At 69.5% G+C, this 17,183-nt stretch carries 13 protein-coding genes and 2 pseudogenes; 12 read left to right on the top strand and 3 right to left on the bottom strand.

All coding sequences use genetic code 11. The features are described from left to right. Positions 1-52: 52 nt before the first annotated feature. From EDD27_RS17660 to EDD27_RS17650, 3 genes are read left to right on the top strand one after another with little or no spacing between them, the layout of a single operon-like run. Positions 53-1,273: a sensor histidine kinase gene (locus tag EDD27_RS17660; RefSeq protein ID WP_164903662.1), complete on the top strand. Its 1,221-nt coding sequence runs from the start codon at positions 53-55 to the stop codon at positions 1,271-1,273. Further along, positions 1,270-1,965 carry a response regulator gene (locus tag EDD27_RS17655; RefSeq protein ID WP_127933407.1) on the top strand — a complete coding sequence of 232 codons (696 nt, stop codon included), beginning with the start codon at positions 1,270-1,272 and terminating at the stop codon, positions 1,963-1,965. Before EDD27_RS17660 ends, EDD27_RS17655 begins: the two co-directional genes overlap by 4 nt. A 42-nt stretch (positions 1,966-2,007) precedes the next feature. Next, positions 2,008-2,724 (top strand): FkbM family methyltransferase, encoded by a 717-nt coding sequence (locus EDD27_RS17650; protein ID WP_127933406.1) that lies wholly within the window; start codon positions 2,008-2,010, stop codon positions 2,722-2,724. Positions 2,725-2,931: 207 nt separating this feature from the next. Here the strand turns inward: EDD27_RS17650 and EDD27_RS17645 are convergent, their stop codons facing one another. After that, positions 2,932-4,338, bottom strand: coding sequence for a YncE family protein (locus tag EDD27_RS17645; protein WP_127933405.1), 1,407 nt, complete (start codon positions 4,336-4,338; stop codon positions 2,932-2,934). A 718-nt stretch (positions 4,339-5,056) separates the two neighbouring features. Between EDD27_RS17645 and EDD27_RS17640 the strand changes: the two genes are divergently transcribed. Then, positions 5,057-5,659 carry a hypothetical protein gene (locus EDD27_RS17640; RefSeq protein WP_127933404.1) on the top strand — a complete coding sequence of 201 codons (603 nt, stop codon included), beginning with the start codon at positions 5,057-5,059 and terminating at the stop codon, positions 5,657-5,659. 298 nt (positions 5,660-5,957) lie between these two features. Here EDD27_RS17640 and EDD27_RS17635 read toward each other — a convergent pair whose 3' ends face one another. Then, complete coding sequence (locus tag EDD27_RS17635; protein ID WP_127933403.1) at positions 5,958-7,478, bottom strand: hypothetical protein; 1,521 nt, start codon at positions 7,476-7,478, stop codon at positions 5,958-5,960. A gap of 420 nt (positions 7,479-7,898) precedes the next feature. Between EDD27_RS17635 and EDD27_RS54285 the strand changes: the two genes are divergently transcribed. Continuing rightward, entirely contained in the window at positions 7,899-9,437 is a 1,539-nt protein-coding gene (locus EDD27_RS54285) for a hypothetical protein (RefSeq protein ID WP_164903661.1), read from the top strand. Positions 9,438-9,825: 388 nt separating this feature from the next. Here EDD27_RS54285 and EDD27_RS17630 read toward each other — a convergent pair whose 3' ends face one another. Beyond that, positions 9,826-12,492 (bottom strand): ATP-binding protein, encoded by a 2,667-nt coding sequence (locus EDD27_RS17630; RefSeq protein ID WP_127933402.1) that lies wholly within the window; start codon positions 12,490-12,492, stop codon positions 9,826-9,828. 350 nt (positions 12,493-12,842) lie between these two features. On the opposite strand from EDD27_RS17630, the gene EDD27_RS17625 reads away from it, so the two are divergent. The 7 genes and pseudogenes from EDD27_RS17625 (at position 12,843) to EDD27_RS17595 (ending at position 17,167) form a co-directional block, all read left to right on the top strand. Beyond that, the gene (locus tag EDD27_RS17625; RefSeq protein ID WP_127933401.1) at positions 12,843-13,349 is read left to right on the top strand and encodes a pyridoxamine 5'-phosphate oxidase family protein; all 507 of its coding nucleotides are present in this window, start codon (positions 12,843-12,845) and stop codon (positions 13,347-13,349) included. 195 nt (positions 13,350-13,544) lie between these two features. Continuing rightward, positions 13,545-14,042, top strand: a complete 498-nt coding sequence (locus tag EDD27_RS17620) for a dihydrofolate reductase family protein (protein ID WP_127933400.1) — start codon at positions 13,545-13,547, stop codon at positions 14,040-14,042. Then, positions 14,036-14,845: pseudogene (locus tag EDD27_RS17615) on the top strand (MBL fold metallo-hydrolase). The gene EDD27_RS17620 and the pseudogene EDD27_RS17615 overlap by 7 nt, the downstream one beginning before the upstream one ends. Positions 14,846-15,270: 425 nt before the next feature. Beyond that, positions 15,271-15,786, top strand: a pseudogene (locus EDD27_RS17610) (dihydrofolate reductase family protein); the annotation flags it as partial. A gap of 60 nt (positions 15,787-15,846) precedes the next feature. Then, on the top strand, positions 15,847-16,254 hold the full coding sequence (locus EDD27_RS17605; RefSeq protein WP_127933398.1) for a transposase: 408 nt from the start codon (positions 15,847-15,849) through the stop codon (positions 16,252-16,254). A gap of 236 nt (positions 16,255-16,490) precedes the next feature. Beyond that, a complete protein-coding gene (locus EDD27_RS17600) occupies positions 16,491-16,910 on the top strand; it encodes a DUF6069 family protein (RefSeq protein ID WP_127933397.1) in 420 nt (139 codons plus the stop codon). A gap of 20 nt (positions 16,911-16,930) precedes the next feature. Continuing rightward, positions 16,931-17,167, top strand: coding sequence for a putative quinol monooxygenase (locus EDD27_RS17595; RefSeq protein ID WP_127933396.1), 237 nt, complete (start codon positions 16,931-16,933; stop codon positions 17,165-17,167). The last annotated feature ends 16 nt before the right edge of the window (positions 17,168-17,183 follow it).

Below are 17,183 nucleotides of genomic sequence, written 5' to 3'. Positions count from 1 at the left end.
CCACTTTCGACGGTTGGCGCGGGTGGGCAGGCGGACCCATAGGGTGAGCGGCATGGGGGTAATTCGGGATTTGTACGACGTGCGGATGCCTACCTCCCCCGGCACGGAGCGTCCGATGCTCCGGTGCCGCCCTTTCGCGGTCCTGGCCGGGATCCTGCTCGTCGGCAATACGACGCTCTTCGCGGCGGCCGGGGACTTCGGTGTGCTTGCCATCCCGGCGGCCGTGCTGGCGTCCGGCCCTGTGCTCCTTGCGTGGTACCGGCCCGTGGCCGCGTGGGTGGTCATGGCGGTGGCCGGGCCACTCATCACCTCTGTCGGGGTTGCGCTGGCCAGCCCGATGACGCCCCTGCCGTGGTATTTCAACTTGCTGTTCGCCCAGTTACCCGTCATGTACGTGCTGGCCCTGTCGGTCACCCGCCGCATCACGGCGATCGCCTGCGTCGTAACCATCGCGGCGGGAACGGCCACGGTCTTGCTGTTCGACGTCGCGGGCCCGGTCGTCGTGCTCACCGGCGTGGGGAGTTGGAGCCTGGTGCTGCTGGCCGCCGTGTTGGTCGGCGACGCCCGCCGGGCGCGGCGGCTCGACACCCTGCGCGCGGCTGAGGAGGTCGGGCGGACACGGATTCTCGAGGAGCGGACCCGCATCGCCAGGGAGCTGCACGACGTGGTGGCCCATCACATGTCGGTGATCGCCGTGCAGGCGGCCAGCGCCCCTTACCGGGTCGAGGGCGGGGTGAGCGAGCCGGCAGCCCGGGAGTTCGCCGCCATCAACGCCGCCGCTCGCGCGTCCCTGCGGGACATGCGCCTCCTGCTCGGCGCCCTGCGCGGTACGGACGGCCCGGTCCGGACCGCGCCGCAGCCCGGCCTGGCCGACCTGAACGAGCTCGTGGAGTCCGTACGCCGGGCGGGCGTGCCCGTCCGATTCACGGTCGCCGGCGAGCCGTCGCTGTCGCCGGTGGAGTCAGTCACCGTCTACCGGATCGCCCAGGAGGCGCTGAGCAACGTCGTACGCCACGCGCCGGCCGCCGACACGACCGTCGTGGTCCAGGCCGACGCCGACGGGGTGACGGTGGAGGTGGATAACGAGCCGCCCCCGCCCCGGACCACCCCAGCGGTGGAGGCGCGGGTCCCCGATAGTCATACCGGACCGGGGCTCGGGCTGATCGGCATGCGCGAACGGGTAACGGCGCTCGGCGGCAAGCTCACCGCGGGCGCGACGGAAGAGGGCGGCTTCACCGTACGCGCAAGGCTGCCGAAGGGAGATGATGCATGATCACGGTGCTCGTGGCCGACGACCAGGCGATGATCAGAGCCGGGTTCGCGGCGCTGATCTCCGCCCAGCCCGACCTCCAGGTGCTCGGGGAGGCCCGCGACGGCCTGGAGGCGGTGGCGGCCGCCCGGGAACTGCGGCCCGACGTCGTGCTCATGGACGTACGCATGCCCAACCTCGACGGCCTAGAGGCCACCCGCCGCATCATCGGCACCGGCCGCGACACCAAAGTGCTGATCTTGACCACCTTCGACGTCGACGACTACGTCTACGCGGCCCTGCGCGGCGGGGCCAGCGGGTTCCTACTGAAGGACGCGCCGCCGGAGGACCTCATCACCGCCGTCCGCGTCGTCGCCGCCGGCCAGGCGCTGCTGGCGCCCTCGGTCACCCGCAGGCTCATCGAGGAGTTCACCTCCCGCCGGCCCCTGGACGAGGCCGAGTCGCTGCGGCTCAACACGCTGACCGGCCGCGAGCGGGACGTCCTGCGGCTGGTGGCGGCCGGGCTGGCCAACGCCGAGATCGCCGGCGAGCTGACGATCGCAGAGGAGACCGTGAAGTCGCACATGGGGCGCATCTTCACCAAGCTGGGGCTGCGCGACCGGGCGCAGGCGGTGGTGTTCGCCTATGAGAGCGGCCTGGTGGTGGCCGGCGATCCCTCTCCGGAGGCACGGCGGAGCCCGCGACTGCGCTCCTGAGGGGGATCCACCGCCCCGCGTCCCCTTCCTACCGTTGGCTGCATGATCAGATTGACAGTCGCGGCCGCGCTGCTGCGGGCTGGGGCCACGGTCTCCCTCAGCGAACCCGAACTGCTTGGCCTGTCCACCTTCGTCCGGCCGGGAGCGGTCTGCTTCGACATTGGTGCCGCGTACGGGATGTACACCTATCCACTGGCCCACCTCGTCGGCCGGACCGGGCAGGTACACAGCTTCGAGCCGCTGCCCGTGCCGTACCGGATCCTGCAGGCCGGGTGCCGCGCGTCCGGCGCGCGCAACGTGCAGATCACCAACGCCGCGCTGGGCGCGTCGCTCGGGTGGCGCACACTGCGACTGCCCTACCGATTCGGGCTGCCGATCCACGGCTGGGCGCACCTGGAGGAAGGGCTGAAGCACCCGGGGCGGTTCGCCGCCGCCAAGAAGCTGGAGGTGCCGGTGTACAGCGTGGACCGCGTGTGCGAGCTGCGGGAGATCGCGCGCGTGGACTTCATCAAGGTAGACGTGGAGGGCTTCGAGGCGAAGGTGCTGGAAGGGGCCAAGTGGACAATCGAGCAGCACCAGCCCGCGCTCCTGCTGGAGATCGAGCAGCGCCACCTCGACAAGTACGGCAGGACCTCCACCGAGGTCGCCGGGTCGCTGATCGAGCGTGGCTACCGGATGCACGTCTGGAAGCGCCGCCGCTGGCAGCGTACAGACCAGGTGGTCGCCCGTCGGCGCAACTACCTGTTCACCGCGGGATGAGGCAGCCGCCACGCGAGCGTGCAGACCCTGCGAAGTCAAGCCCGCGCAGCTGACGATCAAGGAGCTGAACAGCGGCTACGCCGTCCCGCGGCCCGTTTCAGCCGTATTCCGGTGGCACGCGGTTGGGAGCCTCTGTCAGTCCTTCGCGATGGGGCGGGAGACATGGGTGACGGCGAGTCGGGTCGCCGTCACCCGGGCGTCGGGATGCTAAGCGGGCGGCTGGAGGACGGTGACCACGTGGGTGGTGCTCGCTGGCTCGATGGTCGAGTTGCCGAGCAAGTTGACGGTGTACGTGTGTTCGCCGGCCGTGGTCGGCGTATCGGAGAAGCTGAACGATCCGTCGGCGGCGGGGGTCAACTTCACCAGGCCCGTCGAGGTGCCGGTGCCGTCCGGGCTGACGACCTTGCGCGATACGGTGATGATCGTCCGCGGGAAGGTGATGCCGTCGGCACCGAAGGTTCCGCTGAATTCGAGTCGCTCGCCGACGTTGCCCGTCGCCGGTCCGGTCGCGGTGATCGTCGGCTGGTACCTGGCCACCGTGACGGTCACCGAGGAGCCGCTACCCCAGAACCATGAGTTGCCCGGCCAGTACACCTGATACTTGAACGCCCCGGTCGACGGCGGGGCGTCGGTGAATTGATAGGTCCCGTCCGCCGCCGTGGCGATCTCCTGGAACGGCCTGGAGGTGCCGTCGGGGAGCCAGCGGTACAGTTCAAGCGTCTGTACGCCGGGTGGCAGTCCGCTGCTCAGCGTGAGTCGTCCGCTGAGGGTCGACTGCTTGAGCGCGGTCACCTTGGAGGGAGCCGTCAAGGTCAGCGTGGAGGAGTGGTAGGGCGAGGGAGGCAGCCGCCAGAGGTGCATCCGCCCGGTGCCGGGCTCTTTCAAAACCGCGAAGGTGAGTGTGCCGTAGAACTCGATGCTGCCCGCCACGACCACCTTCCCCTGGTGGGCGGCTGTGTAGATGACCTCCGCGCTGGTCGCGTCGTACACCACGAGCTCCGCCGCGTCGCCCGCGGAGGAGTTCCAGCCGCCCACGACGTAGGCGCCGTTCGGGCTGGCCGCGACGGCGGTGGGGAGGCCGTGCTCGCTCAGCTCGCCGCTGTCGTAGGCGCGGGTCTTGGCGTTGGTCGTCGTGTCCCAGGCGTCGAACCGGTGGGTGTCGGCCAGCGCCGACAGCGCCGCTGACCCGTAGTCGGCGAGGGCGAGGTCCCGCAGGGACGTGTCAGCGCGGATCTCACCGCGCGGGGTGGCCGGGGTGGTGCTGACGTCATACACCCTGATCGAGGCGGGGCCCGCTCCCGGCTCTCCCGCCACCAGAGTGCTCCCCGCGACGGCGACCAGCGGAGGCTGCGTCGTGCCTGGCCCGACCGGGACGAGGGTGGGTGTCGGCCTCCACAGCTCGAGGGCGACGACGCCTCCTTCCCCCGCTTGGCCGCACCCGTATCCGACCCACAGCCGCTCGTACGACTGGGCCAGCGTGGACGGGCACGGGTAGGCGGTGAGGTCGATCCGCTTGGTGATGGCGAGTGTTGCGATGTCGATCTCGATCACTTCATGCGAATCGCGCAGCGCCGCGTACACCTTCCTGCCGTTGTCCGCCACGGACAGGGCCACGGCACCGGACAGGCCGCTGATCGTGTCGATGAGCGCGCCGTCGCTTTGGTGACCACGATCCGATCGTCGGCGGCGACGAAGATTTTGCCGCTGTGCCCCACCACGTCGCCGCCCCTGTCGGCGGCGACGCCGAGTTCGGTGACGGTCGCGGCGGCCGCGGCGGTTGCGGCGGTGGGCGCCTGAGTGACGAGCAGGGCCGCCGTCAGGAGCAGGGTCCCGGCCCAGGCGACTAATCGGCAGGACAGAGGAGCTCGGGCAGAGGTTGATGGGCGCACAGGCACTCCGTTCTGGAGGAGAAGGGGAGAAGCGAGCACTCCGACATGACTGCGGGACTCGGCTCCGCTGACGATCTTCCCTAATCGAACACATATTCGCATAGTGTGGCATTGTCGTCTAGGGATCTTCGGCGTCGTGATTCGAAGGGCGGACCCGTCCCTCGGCCATCGCCTATGTCGTGACCCACCCGACGATCGGGCAGCCCCGAGCATCTCCGGCGCGGACACGTCAATGTTCCCGGCTTCTTGCGGGACGCTCTGGGCGTCCTGGTCGATGTCCTGGCGGTCGCGGGCGGCAGGACCAGCCGCCCGGCGGCGCACGAGATGCCGTTGTCGGCGCGGGCGCGAAGATCATCCCGCCACTGGAGACCTTATACTCCTTCAATATTGCGATCTCGTACAATGTTCTTGTACTCACGCAAAAAAGGTTGCATGGTTCTCGTATGACTTCACGTGAGATGCTTGCTGATCTCGCGGCGATCCGCCACCCGATGCCGGTCGCCACCGAGCACGACGAGACCACACCCGAGTCGTTCGACACTGCGGTCGCCGGCGTCGAGGAAGCCCGCGCCGCGTTCGTGGAGAGCCTGGACGCGGCATGGGACGCCAGCGGCCCCGGTTTCGATCCCCTGCTGACGACCATCGAGGACCTGGTCGCGGTCAAAAAGGACGCCGACACCCAGATTCGGCTCCTCCTCGCCTACGGCCGCGCCTACGTCGCCCCACGCCCCTACACCCTGGAAACCCTGGGGCAGGCCGCCGACCTCAGCCCCTCCGGCGCCAGCCGCGCCTTCGGGGCCGACGAGGTCGTCGAGGTTGGCGACCGCACCGGCCTGCGCCCACCCGCCGCCAAGATCGAGGACTACGACCCCGACGATCCCCGACTCGGCCAGGCCAGCCGCATCCGATGCACCTGGGGCGGCGGGGACCGCAACAACCCTTGCCCCAACCACCCCAAATACACCGTTGCCGACAAGTCCGGCACCCGCTGGGCCTGCTGTGACGATCATGTCCCCCGCTACCTCGCCTCCCGGCCCCCGCGCTGAATCAATACCAGGGAAGCCGAGCGGGCAGCTCGGGCAGTTTCCCCGGCCGCATACAGATCTGGGAGAAGACCAGGGTTTCGTGGTGGCCGTGATCGCAGCGGCCGACCAGACCAACCCCAGCCCCTGATAGCGGCCCACCGGCATCGCGAGCTCGGGCGAACACCCCGGCACGCCTTCGATGCAACATGCCTTCAAGGCCGGTCCACATGCCTTACGTACCTGACAAGATCGTCGCGCTCTGACCTGGGAGAATAGGCCAACAACCCAAGATGACCATCGCGGTCGTCGCGGCAGGGGATCACGGCTCTTCGGCTTCGACGACGAAGAACCTGGTGCGTTTCGCGTCGAGCGGCAGGGCGATGGCGCCCTGGTGGCCGGTGGCCCAGTCGTCGGGCAGCGGCCCGGGCCCGCCGCCACCCATCTCGCCGCCCCGCCCGGCGAGATGGGTGCGCAGGAGCCCGTCGGAGAAGCCGAGGATGGTCTGCGCGGCCTGGGCCGTGAGCATCCGCGGGTCGTCGGTCTTCTGGAGGAGGGGGAACATCGTGCGGAGTGCCGCGATCGGGGTAGGCTCGGGCTCGGCGGCCCACTTCGTCCAGGGCCTGGCGGTGCGCCAGTGTACGCAGTGCGCCACGAAGACGATCATGGATAGATTCCAGGACCGCACCACGTTGTCGGGGACGGCCGCCGCGCCTCCCTGTCCGGTCAGCACCTCCCACTGGGCGTTCATCCACTGCTGGCGCAGCTTCGGGTCGTCGGTGGTGTCGAGAAAGGTGTTGAGCAGGCCGACGTCCTTGGCGATGACGTCGAGGGCGGGCCGTCCCGTCGCGACGGTGCGCGCGTCAGGGTCGACGACGTACCAGCCGGACTTGGCGCGGTGGAAGCCCGCCCGCCGCAGGATCGTCAGAATCTCCTCGCCCTGCCCGGCAAGTTTGTCCATCACCTTGGGCAGGAGGCCCGTGGCCGCGAATCCCGGCCCTAAGCTGAACTTGGCGTCGTCCCACGTGTTGATTGACGACTGGGTGCCCTCGCCGATCCCCAGCTCGCGCCAGACGGCCTCGTTGACGGCCTTGCGCTTGGGGTCGTCCGCGGCCATCCCCTTGGGCTGCTCACCGGGATGGGACGGGCCCACGTAGATGTGACCGGCGTTCTTGGGCCGCAGCGGGTGCCGGCTCGCCAGGGCCCGGTTCCTGCGGATGGCGTCGTAGAGGGCGGCGTGGTACTCCGGGTCGCGGCGCGGGTCAGGGGGTGCGCCGGGAACCTCGGGGGTGGGCGCCAGCACCAGCGGAGGCGAGTCGGGGCCGATGACCTGCGGCCAGCGCTCCACGTCGGCCATGGCGGTAAGCTCGACCTTCTGCTTCCAGTCGGCAGGCAGCCCGGCCTCTTGTGGAGCCTGCCCGTTGGCGACGGCAACTGCGCTGGCCAGCCGAGGGTTGGATGTGAACGGCCGGGAGGAGCTGATCGGCCCCCAGGCTCCCGCGTCCATCCGCAACGCGCGCAGGGTGTCGACGATGTCGCGGATCCACATGCCGCTGAGCGAGGCCGCGATGCTCGCGAACGTCTCCTCGTGCTGGCCGGCCATGAGTTGGTCGCGTAGCGCCTTGGCCATCGAGACTGGGTCCCCGGTCCACGCCACGACGCCGGGGCTCTTCGGAGCGTGCTGGCGCAGGACGGTGCCGACGGCGCGGTTGCCCGCCGCCCGCTGGAGCGCGGCGAGCCGCTGCTCCGCGGACAGCGCGGGGGCCGCCTGCGCATGCGGGTTGTGCCACCTCGCGGCACCGGCCTGCCCGAGGCTCTTGTCCGGGACCTTGGGCTCCCTCATGGCGTGCCACCATCCGTCCGGCGTCGGGTCGGGGCCCGGGGTGCCGATAATGTGGCCGCGGTGCCCTGGTCTTACGTTGCCCACTCCAGCACGTGGCGGGACAGGCGGCCAGGACGCGCCGGGCGCCGACGAGGGCAGGCCCCACTGCCCGAAAGAGCGGCCCTCGCGCTGGCCAGCTCAGCCACGCGAAGGGGTGGATTCAGTTGTACGTGGCCCCCGTCGTTGCTGTACAGCACGGAAGTAACAGAAGGGCAGGGGCTCGTTTCCCCCTCGTCGGCTCTCCAACTGAAAGGCCTCTGAGCAGGTATTACGCCGTCACGGGCCTTCTGCTTTCCGGCTTTCAACTGGTGTCTTCGGTGCTTTGGGAGCCACCAGGGCCAGTTTCCCCAGGAGAGCGCTGGAAATGTCCTCGGTCGCGGCATGGCGGTCGCTTTCCAGCAGGTGGCCGTAGATGTCGGCTCGGGTGCCGCCGCCGCGCTGGCCGAAGGTGGCCACGTCCTGCCCGTCCTGGACGGCCTGGACGAAATCCCTCCGCCTGCGCGCGCTCAGGTGATTGCAGCGCTCAACGCCTCGCTGACCGCCCGCGACCAGCTCATCCTCACCAGCCGCCGCAAAGAGTTCACCACCGCCATCCACGAGACCGGCCGGCCACTGACCGCCGCCGCGGTCATCGTCCCCAAGCCCATCACACCCCAGGCCGCCGCGGACTACCTGACCGCCTGCCTCCCCTCATCCCCGACCGACGCCTGGAGGCAGACCTTGGCCGCACTGCGCTCCCGCACCGCCCCCGGCCTGACCCGGCTCACCGCCACCCCGCTCGCCCTATGGCTGATCCGCACCGTCTATATCGCCCCCGGAGCCGACCCCATCCCCCTGACCGGACCGCTCGGCGCCGACGCCGACGCCGACGTGCTGCGCACTCACCTTCTGGACCACGTCATCCCCGCGCTGATCCAGGCGCGCCCGCCCAGCACCGACCCCGCCCACCACTTCCGGCCTCGACGTGTGCGCGACCCCGACGCCACCCGCCGCCACCTGACCTACCTGGCTCGTGCCTTCCCCCCGGCCACCACCCGCGACACCACCTGGTGGCACATCGCCCGCACCACACCCCACATCCGGTCAACAGTCCTGCTCGTGTTCGGGATCGCGTTCGGGATTTGGTTCGGGGCCACGCGCACGATCGCGTTCGGGCTCGCGATGGGGCTCGTGATCACGTTCGGGATCGCGAGCTGGCTTGTGCGCGCCAGCTCCTGGGTTAACGAAAAACCCGGCTACGCAGACCTGCGCCTGCGCGGACGAACGTCCTTTCTCTTCCGCTCTATAAAAGGCACCCTCGCGTTCGGGCTCACGATCGGGTTCGTGTCCGGGCTCACGATCGCGTTCGTGTCCGGGCTCACGATCGCGTTCGTGTCGATGTTCACGGTCGATCTCGATCGCGGGGTCTATCTCGATTCCGAGTTCGATTTCGATGCCGGGTTTGGATTCGGAATCGCCCTCTGGCTCGGGATCACACTGGCATCCGGGCTGATCACCTGGGCGGAACAACCCACGCTCGCATCGACCAGCACACCCCGCTCCAGTTGGCGAGCCGACAGAGCGCTATCCCTTCTGCGGATGGTCGTGACCGGGCTCGTGACCGGGCTCGTGTTCGGGCCCGGGATCGGGATCGTGCTCGTGTTCGGGCCCTGGGAAGGGCTTGTGCCCGGGCTCACGATCGGGCTCGTGTTCGGGCTCGGGGCCGGGCTCGTGATGGGCAACCATCATGCGTGGCTGGTCTGCACCATCGCGGTGGCCCGGCTGGCCATCCAACGTCGGCTTCCCTGGCGGGTCATGGACTTCCTTGACGACGCCCACCGCCTGGGGCTGCTGCGTGCCGTCGGCCCGGTCCACCAGTTCCGCCACGCGGCCCTGCACGACCACCTCTCCGCCAACGACAAGTCTGGCGGAGCCTCGTAGTCACTGGTACTGACCGGCAGCTGTTGAACCTTTCCAGGCGCTTCCCCGGACAACTCACTGGAGGAACGCTCCTGAACGCCGATGACCAGGCCGGCCAGCCACGGGAACACCACTCCCGCAAGATTCTCTACGTCACACCGGCGTCACGCTGACACAGCATCCCGAGACAGCCGTGTACCGACACGAACTATCACGTTTTCACCACCGAAAGTGTGCCAGAGCCGTTCTTTGTACAGTCCCTCACCACCAACACCACTGAGCCGTATGGGTGACGGGGCGGGCCTCTCAGCGCGGTTCTAGATCATCCCGCGACCTTTTGGGCTCACCTCGGCGATACCCAACAAGCCCTCGGACGGCATAAGGAGCTCATGGCACGCGATGAATTCCCCTAGCGGCAGCCGAGCGCGGCCAGCTCGGCGTGCCCCTCATCGGCCCGGTCGGGCAGCAGCGCCAGCGTGGCTGCACGCTCGAAGCGCGCACCCAGCCGGTACCACTGCTCCGCTGCGTCCGCCAAGGCGGCGTGGTCGCCGAGCCGACCGCGCACCCGGGCCAGGCACGCGGCCGCCCAGTCGCTCTCGGCCGCGTACGGCTCGGCGGCGATGATCCGGTCTCCGGCGTCGGGAAGGTCGGCCATGACGGCGAGCTCGGCCCCGACGAGGCGCGCGTAGCCGACCCACCGCTGATCGGAGAACGGCGTGAAGGCCCGTTCGACCTGGTCGGCCGCGTCGTCATACTGTCCGCAGTGGACGGTGACCCGGGCGTCGGCGAACGCCCTGCAGGCCGCCACGACGGGCGAGCCGGCCGCGACCGTCAGCGCCCGTTCGCGCCATCGCTGCTGGCCCGTCGGGTCGCCGCGCAGGCCCTGGATCATCCCGGCGAGGGCGAGCGCCGAGTTCATCCACGGCATCGACGGGTTACCGTCGCGCCGCCACGCCGCCCACAACGTCTCGGCTCGGCTGATCGCCTCGTCGAAGTCGCCGGTGAGGGCTAGCACGCGCACGAGTCGCGGGGCCTGCAGGTACGGATGCCCGCCGATCGGATCGTCGGCGTGGGCCTGCCGGGCCAGCGCCAGTGCGGCGGGTAGGTCGCCTGCGCCCAGCGCGGCCCTCGGCGCGACGTGGAACGCGTCAACGATCTCGGCGGCCGCAGCTGGGTCGTGGCGCGGCAGGGTGGTCGCGATGCGCAGTCGTTCGCCGGCCAGCCGGTGGGCTTCCCGGGTGGCCCCCGCGCGGTCGAGTGCATTGCACAGGGCGTCCATTGCGGCGAGTAATACCAGTGGATCGCCGGCCGCCTGGGCGAGTTCCATGGCCTCGCGGGCCCGGTCCAGGTCGGGCATCCAGCCGTGACCCTCGTGCCAGGCCGTCGCTATGGCGACCAGCGCGGCTAGTCGCTGATCGATCGGGTTCGCGTCGGCTGTCTTCCTCGCCTCAGCCAGCAGGCGCGTCTGGTCATCGGTCGCAGACTCGATCGGCCCGAAGTTGTAGCGCACGCCGACCACCACGGCCTCGGCACGCAGGTCGGCGGTGCCCGCGGCCTCGACGGCCTGCCGCATGAGTTCGGTGGCAGTGCGGTTGTCGGCGACGGCCAGCGCGGCGTAGGCGCCGGCTCGCAGGTCCTGGCCCTGCTTGATGCCGGTAGCGCACCGGGCTGCGGCTTGATAGAGCGTTCGCGCTTCGACGAACCGGCCCGCGGCGAAGGTCAGGTGGGCGAGCGTGCGCAGGAAGCCGTGGGCCGCGGGGTCCGATCCGACCGCGATGGCCGCCGCCCGAAGGTCATCGGCGACACCGTCGAACGCCGATCGCCAGTCGGCGTCGAGCCGGGTCTCTACGTCGGCGGCGGTCGCGAACGCCCAGAGCAGGTACCGCTCACGAATCGCGTCCTGCTCTCCCACGGCGCTCGCCTGCGAGAGGCCGAACGCGCGGATCGTGTCGAGCAGCCGCCATCCGGGGCCGGTGCGCACGACCAGGTTCTGATCGACCAGCCGGCCCAGCAGATCGGCCACCTCGGCCGGGGTCGCCTGCGGACTCAGCGCCGCCGCGGCGTCCAGGTCGAACACCCCGACGAAGGCCGACAGCCGGCGGAACAAGGTTCGCTCGTCGGCGTCGAGCAGGTCGTAGCTCCACCCGATCAGCTCGCGCAGCGAGTGATGGCGGACGTGTGCCCCCCTGCCGCCGGCCAGCAGCCGCAGCTGATCGTCGAGGCCGGTCAGCAGCCCGTCGGCGCCGAGCGCGGCCACCCGGGCGGCGGCCAGCTCGACCGCGAGCGGCAGACCGTCCAGCCGGGCGCAGACGTCGGCCACGACTGTCGGTAGCGCGGCGAACCCGGGATCCGCGGCGCTGGCTCGATCCCGGAACAGCTGCTCAACTTCGGTGCCGGCGAGTGGGCGCACGTGCACGAGCCGCTCGCCGGTGACACCGAGTCGCTGCCGGCTGGTGGCCAGCACGGTGGCCTGCGGGCAAGCGGCCAGCACCTGTTCGGTCAGCACGCTGACCTCGTCGATCACGTGCTCGCAGTTGTCCAGCACCAGCAGCGGCCGGCCCGAGCGCAGCCGCTCGAACACTGCCCGCTCGACGGACTGCGTCGGGCCCACGGTCACGTCCAACGCGTCGGCGACGGCCTGCACCACCGAGCCGGCCACGGCCGCGGTCCGGACCGGCACTAGGTCGACGAAGGCGCCGCCGGCGGGAAACCGCGACTGCGCCCGCTCTGCGACGGCGGCCGCCAGCCGGGTCTTGCCCACTCCGCCCGGGCCGACCACAGTCACCAGCCGGGACTTGTCCAGCGCCGACTCGACGGTGGCCACCTCCGCCGCGCGGCCCACGAAGGTCGTCCGGCTGACCGGCAGGCCGACGAACCGTCCGGTCCGGGCCTGCTCGGCCAACGCGGCCAGGGCTTGTCGATCGGACGCGTCAAGCTTGCGCAGCAGCGCCGCGACGTGGCTCTCGACCGTCCGGACCGAGATGTGCAGCCGACTGGCGATCTGCGCGTTCGACAGGTGCCGGCCCACGGCGGCCAGCACGTCGGCCTCCCGGGTCGAGATCTTCGTCAGGTCCACGCCTACCAGGATGGCGTACGTCGGTGACCAATCCGTACCGGCTCAGTGCTCAGCACGGATGTCCAGATGCGTGCCGCCCGCCAGCCTGGGTGTACACCGTCGAACAAGGAGGTCACGATGCACACCCGACCGTGTTCCCGGATGCGGGGTGCCCGTCATGGACGAGCTCTCGATCCACTGGACACCGTTGCTGCTCAACTGCGGCACCCGCCCGCGGACAGGCCGGCCGACCGGCCCGACGGAGCCGATCGCCGCCGTCAATCTGCCTACCGTATTCGACGCGATACCACCGAACGCGGCGCGGAGGCCCTGATGAGCCTTATCCACCGGGTCCAGCGGGGGGCGGCGTCATGACCGACATCGATCTGGACGCCCACGCCCGTGGCCTGATGGACGCCAACCTGTACGTGATTCTCGGCACCGCCGACGCCGAGGGCATCCCGTGGACGTCGCCGGTCTACTTCGCGACCGCTGACTACGCCGAGATCTTCTGGGTGTCCAGCCCCGACACGCAGCATTCCCGCAACCTCGCCGCGCGTCCCCGGCTGAGCATGGTGATCTTCGACTCGACGGTGCCGGCCTACCACGGCCGGGCGGTGTACCTGTCCGGCACCGCTGCCGAGCTGACCGGCCGCGACCTGGACCGCGGTATCGAGATCTTCCCCGGAGACCCCGGCCGGGGTGGCGCCGCCCTGTCGGTCGAGGACGTCACCGCACCGGCCGCGTGGCGCCTGTATCGCGCGACGATCAGCGAGGCGTTCGTGCTGTGCCCCCGCGAGCCGCGGCAGCCGTGCCCCCTGCACGGCCTCGCCATCGACCATCGCGCGCCTGTGATTCCCTGGCGGCATCCAGCCTAGAGCTCGACGGCGACAGGCGTCCCGGTGCGCTGCTCGATCGCGTGGACGGCATTGATGGCAGAACGCGGCCTGTCGTTGAGGAAGCTGTCGCCAAGTACACCCGAGCGGAGTTTACCCAGATGGAGGGGGCACTTGAGTGCTCGCCTGAGTGACCGCTTGGCCCTGCAGGACTACACAGCGACGAAAGGAATCATCATGGGCAAGGCAATCATGGGTTGCGCGGCGGTGTCGGCCGACGGCTATATCGCTTATGACGACGGCCAAGTCGGGTCCTTGTTCGACTGGATGTCGGCGGGCAAAGTCGAATGGAAACTGTCCGAATCCGACGAGGATGCGATGCAGAGCACGCAGGCGTCCAAGGACTTCATGCAATCCGTCTACACCGACATCGGCGCGGTCATCATGGGGCGGAACCTCTTCGACCAGACGAACGGCTGGAATGGCGTACCGGCAGCGGGTGATCACGTCTTCGTCGTCACACATGAGGCGCCGACAGATTGGGAGTACGCGGACTGGACCGTCAACAGTGAGAACGGACCCACCATGCCTGACAACACCGAACAGCAGCGCAAGGTCACAGCCGACGCCGCCGTGCCGATCGAGCTCGCCCTGCTCGAGCATCGATCGTTCGAGCAGGGCGTCACGATGCATCTCTACGCCATCCAGGACGCAAAGGAGGCGAGCTCGTGCTGAGGCAGGTCGCGGAGGGTGTGCTGGTCCACGAGAGCGAGTTCGTGCAGACCAATACCGTTGTGGTTCAGGGCCGGGCCGGTGTGTTGCTCATCGACCCCGGGATAACGGGCGACGAAATGGTCGCCATCGCGGACGACCTTCGTCAGGTGGGCCAGCCCGTTGTGGCGGGCTTCTCGACGCATCCTGATTGGGATCACGTGCTCTGGCACGCCAAGCTCGGCGAGGCGCCCCGTTACGGTACAGCCCGCTGCGCGGCTCATATGCGAGATGTGCTGTCGGACCCAGGTGCGAAGGCCCGCATCGCCGCCGACCTGCTCGAGACGGAGATCGCCGGGTAGGTCCCGCTGGACCTGCTCGGCCTCATCACCGGCCTGCCCGGCGGAACTGCGCAGATTCCTTGGGATGGCCCGCACGTCCGGATCATCGAGCATCAGGCGCATGCACCGGGCCACGCGGCACTGTTCATCGAGGAACGCGGGGTTCTCGTCGCCGGCGACATGCTTTCTGACGTCCTGGTTCCGATGCTCGACGTCGGAGACCTCGCCACCGCGATCGAGGAGTACCTCACCGCGCTGCAACTGCTGGAGGGCGTGGCGGGAGACGTCGACGTCGTCGTCCCGGGCCACGGTTCCGTCGGCGGATCCGACCAGATGCAGGCACGAATCGACCAGGATCGGGCGTACGTACTCGCGTTGCGGAACGGCCAAGTCCCCGCCGACCCACGGGTCGGCCCATCGGCCAAGCCCGGCTGGGAGTGGGTGAGCGACATCCACGTAGGGCAACTCCGGCGCCTCGCCCAATGAAGCGAGCGCGACGGGACGCCCCGCCGACGATCGGTGTGCGACATCGCCAGTACGCGCGGGTCGCCGGTCGGGATCTGAGGCGGCGGCACGACGTCCTCCAGAGTGGTCGGGCTGGTCAGCGGAGGTGCCCGCTGCGGAGCAGTGCGCCTCCTGCCCGACGGCCTCGGCGAAACGGCCGCCTTCCCACGCCACCACAGTCGCCACGACAGGCGCCGTCGCCCTGTGCTGCCGCCGCCCCTAAGCCGGCGTCTCGCCTCACGGGCAGACGCTTGGGGCGACGTCACCGATGCGCAGCTCTGGCCAAGCGACAGGCGCGATCCATCTCTGTCCGACAAAGTCACAGAACGCAAGCAGAACGCAGGAGGCCACCAAAATGAACGACCCCAAGCCGCAGACCGCAGACCGCAGACGGGAAAGTACTCCTTCACTTCAGCATGTCGCTGGACGGGTTCGTGGCCGGCCCGAACCACGCCATGGACTGGCTGACCGGGGTCACCGGCCGCGACGGCGTGGAAGAGGAGTACGTCAAGACCACCGGCGCGGTCCTGGGCGGGCGGAACGGCTGGGACCGCGACCCGAGCGCCCGACCCTACAGTGAGGACTGGAACGGCCCGATCTTCGTGCTCACCCACCACCCCGAAGACGCCACACCCGCCGACGGCGTCACGTTCCTGAACTGCGACGTGGCCGAGGCCGTACGCATCGGCCTGGAGGCCGCCGGCGGCAAGAACCTCGAAGTCCTCTCCCCGACGATCGGCCGCCAACTGCTCGAACGCGGCCTGATCGATGAAATCGACCTGCACATTGCACCCATCCTGCTCGGTGACGGCATCCGACTCTTCGACAACCCCGGCGGCAAGCCGATCCGGCTGCGACACGCCCACGGCTCACAACCCTTTGCCGAGGTCGATGTGCGCTATCACCCCGTTGCAGACGCCTAGGGACCGCGGCGGCCCCTGACCGGGCCGTTCAGGTTTATCCGTCCAGGCGGCGTCTTTCACATGATCTCGACTGGTGGATCACGGCCGGGTGCCGCGTCGCCACGAACTGTCGGCTGCCGAGTCGGAGTTCGTCCGCCCGCTGCTGCCCGAGTCGTTGCGGGGCAGGAAGCGATTGGACGAGCGCGCGGTTTCAACGGGATCGTGTGGAAGCTCCGTACCGGGACCGCATGCCGTGACGTGCCCAAGCGGTACGGCCCATGGGCCACGCCGCACACCCGCTTTCGCCGGTGGGCTCTGGACGGCACGTCCGAGCGGATGCTCCAGGCTGCCCAGCCGAGGGCGGACGAGGCCGGGGACATCGACTGGCTCATGTCGGTCGACCCCACCGTCGCCCGCGCCCACCAACATGCTGCGGCGGCCCGAAAAGGCTCCGCAGTCTCGCACTCGGACGCTCCCGAGGCGGGCTGACCAGCAAGATTCACCTGGCCTGCGATGCCCTGGGGCGACCGCTCGCTTCCACCCTCACGGGCCGGGAACACCAAGGACCGCACCATTTCACCGCCGTGATGGACGCGATACGGGTGCGCCGCCCGGTCCGGGAATGCCGCGCATCAGACCCGACCACGTCATCGGCGACAAGGGCTACGGCTCCAAAGCGATCCGGGCCTGACAGTCCGCATAGTTCTCCTCCGAAAGGCATCAAAATGACGCAGAACATCCACAACGACGTCACCACCACCGCCACCTCTTCCGCGCAGCCGCTGGTCATCGGGGGCTTGATCGCCGCCGCGGTAGCCGGCGCGGCGACCGCGGCCATCGCCGCGGTGGGTGAGTTCGCCGGGATCAGCCTGGTTGTCGGCGGCGCGCCGATCCCGGTGCCCGGGTTCGCCGTGCTGACCGTCGTCTTCTCCGCGGTGGGGCTGGTGCTGGCGCTGGTGCTGGCTCGCTCGGCTCGCCGTCCGCGCACGGTATTCGTCCGAACCACCGTGGTGCTCACCGTGTTGTCACTGGTGCCGGATGCGCTCGTGGACGCGCCCGCAGCCACGAGGGTGCTGCTGATGCTGGCGCACGTGGTCGCCGCCGCGATCGTGGTCCCGGCCATCGCTCGCCGCCTGTCCGCCTGATCCTTTCCAAGGAGTTCGCCATGATGCAAGTACCTGCCGGCCGTCCCCTGGCCCCCGAACCGGGCGCCCTGCGACTCGACGTATGGGAGGTCGAGACCGAACCTGACGTGGTGTACGTCTACGAGGTCGGCACGGACGATGCCGCCTTCGAGTCCCACATCAACAACGCACCTGCGCAGAAGTTCGGTGAGATCATGAATGACCTGGTCGAGGACTGGACGATGGTCATCCCCTTCGGACACAGCGTCGCGTCGTGAGGTCCGATAGCCGCCG

The sequence above is a fragment of the Nonomuraea polychroma genome (genome assembly GCF_004011505.1).
In the GTDB taxonomy this organism is placed as follows: domain Bacteria; phylum Actinomycetota; class Actinomycetes; order Streptosporangiales; family Streptosporangiaceae; genus Nonomuraea; species Nonomuraea polychroma.
The sequence above is the reverse complement of the archived record's forward strand: the minus strand, read 5'-3'. Positions and strand labels throughout refer to the sequence as shown.

Coding starts and splice junctions, on each gene's coding strand:
- EDD27_RS17595 (WP_127933396.1), top strand. CDS start 16,931: ATGATGCAAGTACCTGCCGGCCGTCCCCTGGCCCCCGAACCGGGCGCC.
- EDD27_RS54285 (WP_164903661.1), top strand. CDS start 7,899: ATGGCGGTCGCTTTCCAGCAGGTGGCCGTAGATGTCGGCTCGGGTGCC.
- EDD27_RS17655 (WP_127933407.1), top strand. CDS start 1,270: ATGATCACGGTGCTCGTGGCCGACGACCAGGCGATGATCAGAGCCGGG.
- EDD27_RS17605 (WP_127933398.1), top strand. CDS start 15,847: ATGATCTCGACTGGTGGATCACGGCCGGGTGCCGCGTCGCCACGAACT.
- EDD27_RS17635 (WP_127933403.1), bottom strand. CDS start 7,478: ATGAGGGAGCCCAAGGTCCCGGACAAGAGCCTCGGGCAGGCCGGTGCC.
- EDD27_RS17640 (WP_127933404.1), top strand. CDS start 5,057: ATGACTTCACGTGAGATGCTTGCTGATCTCGCGGCGATCCGCCACCCG.
- EDD27_RS17600 (WP_127933397.1), top strand. CDS start 16,491: ATGACGCAGAACATCCACAACGACGTCACCACCACCGCCACCTCTTCC.
- EDD27_RS17620 (WP_127933400.1), top strand. CDS start 13,545: ATGGGCAAGGCAATCATGGGTTGCGCGGCGGTGTCGGCCGACGGCTAT.
- EDD27_RS17650 (WP_127933406.1), top strand. CDS start 2,008: ATGATCAGATTGACAGTCGCGGCCGCGCTGCTGCGGGCTGGGGCCACG.
- EDD27_RS17625 (WP_127933401.1), top strand. CDS start 12,843: ATGACCGACATCGATCTGGACGCCCACGCCCGTGGCCTGATGGACGCC.
- EDD27_RS17660 (WP_164903662.1), top strand. CDS start 53: ATGGGGGTAATTCGGGATTTGTACGACGTGCGGATGCCTACCTCCCCC.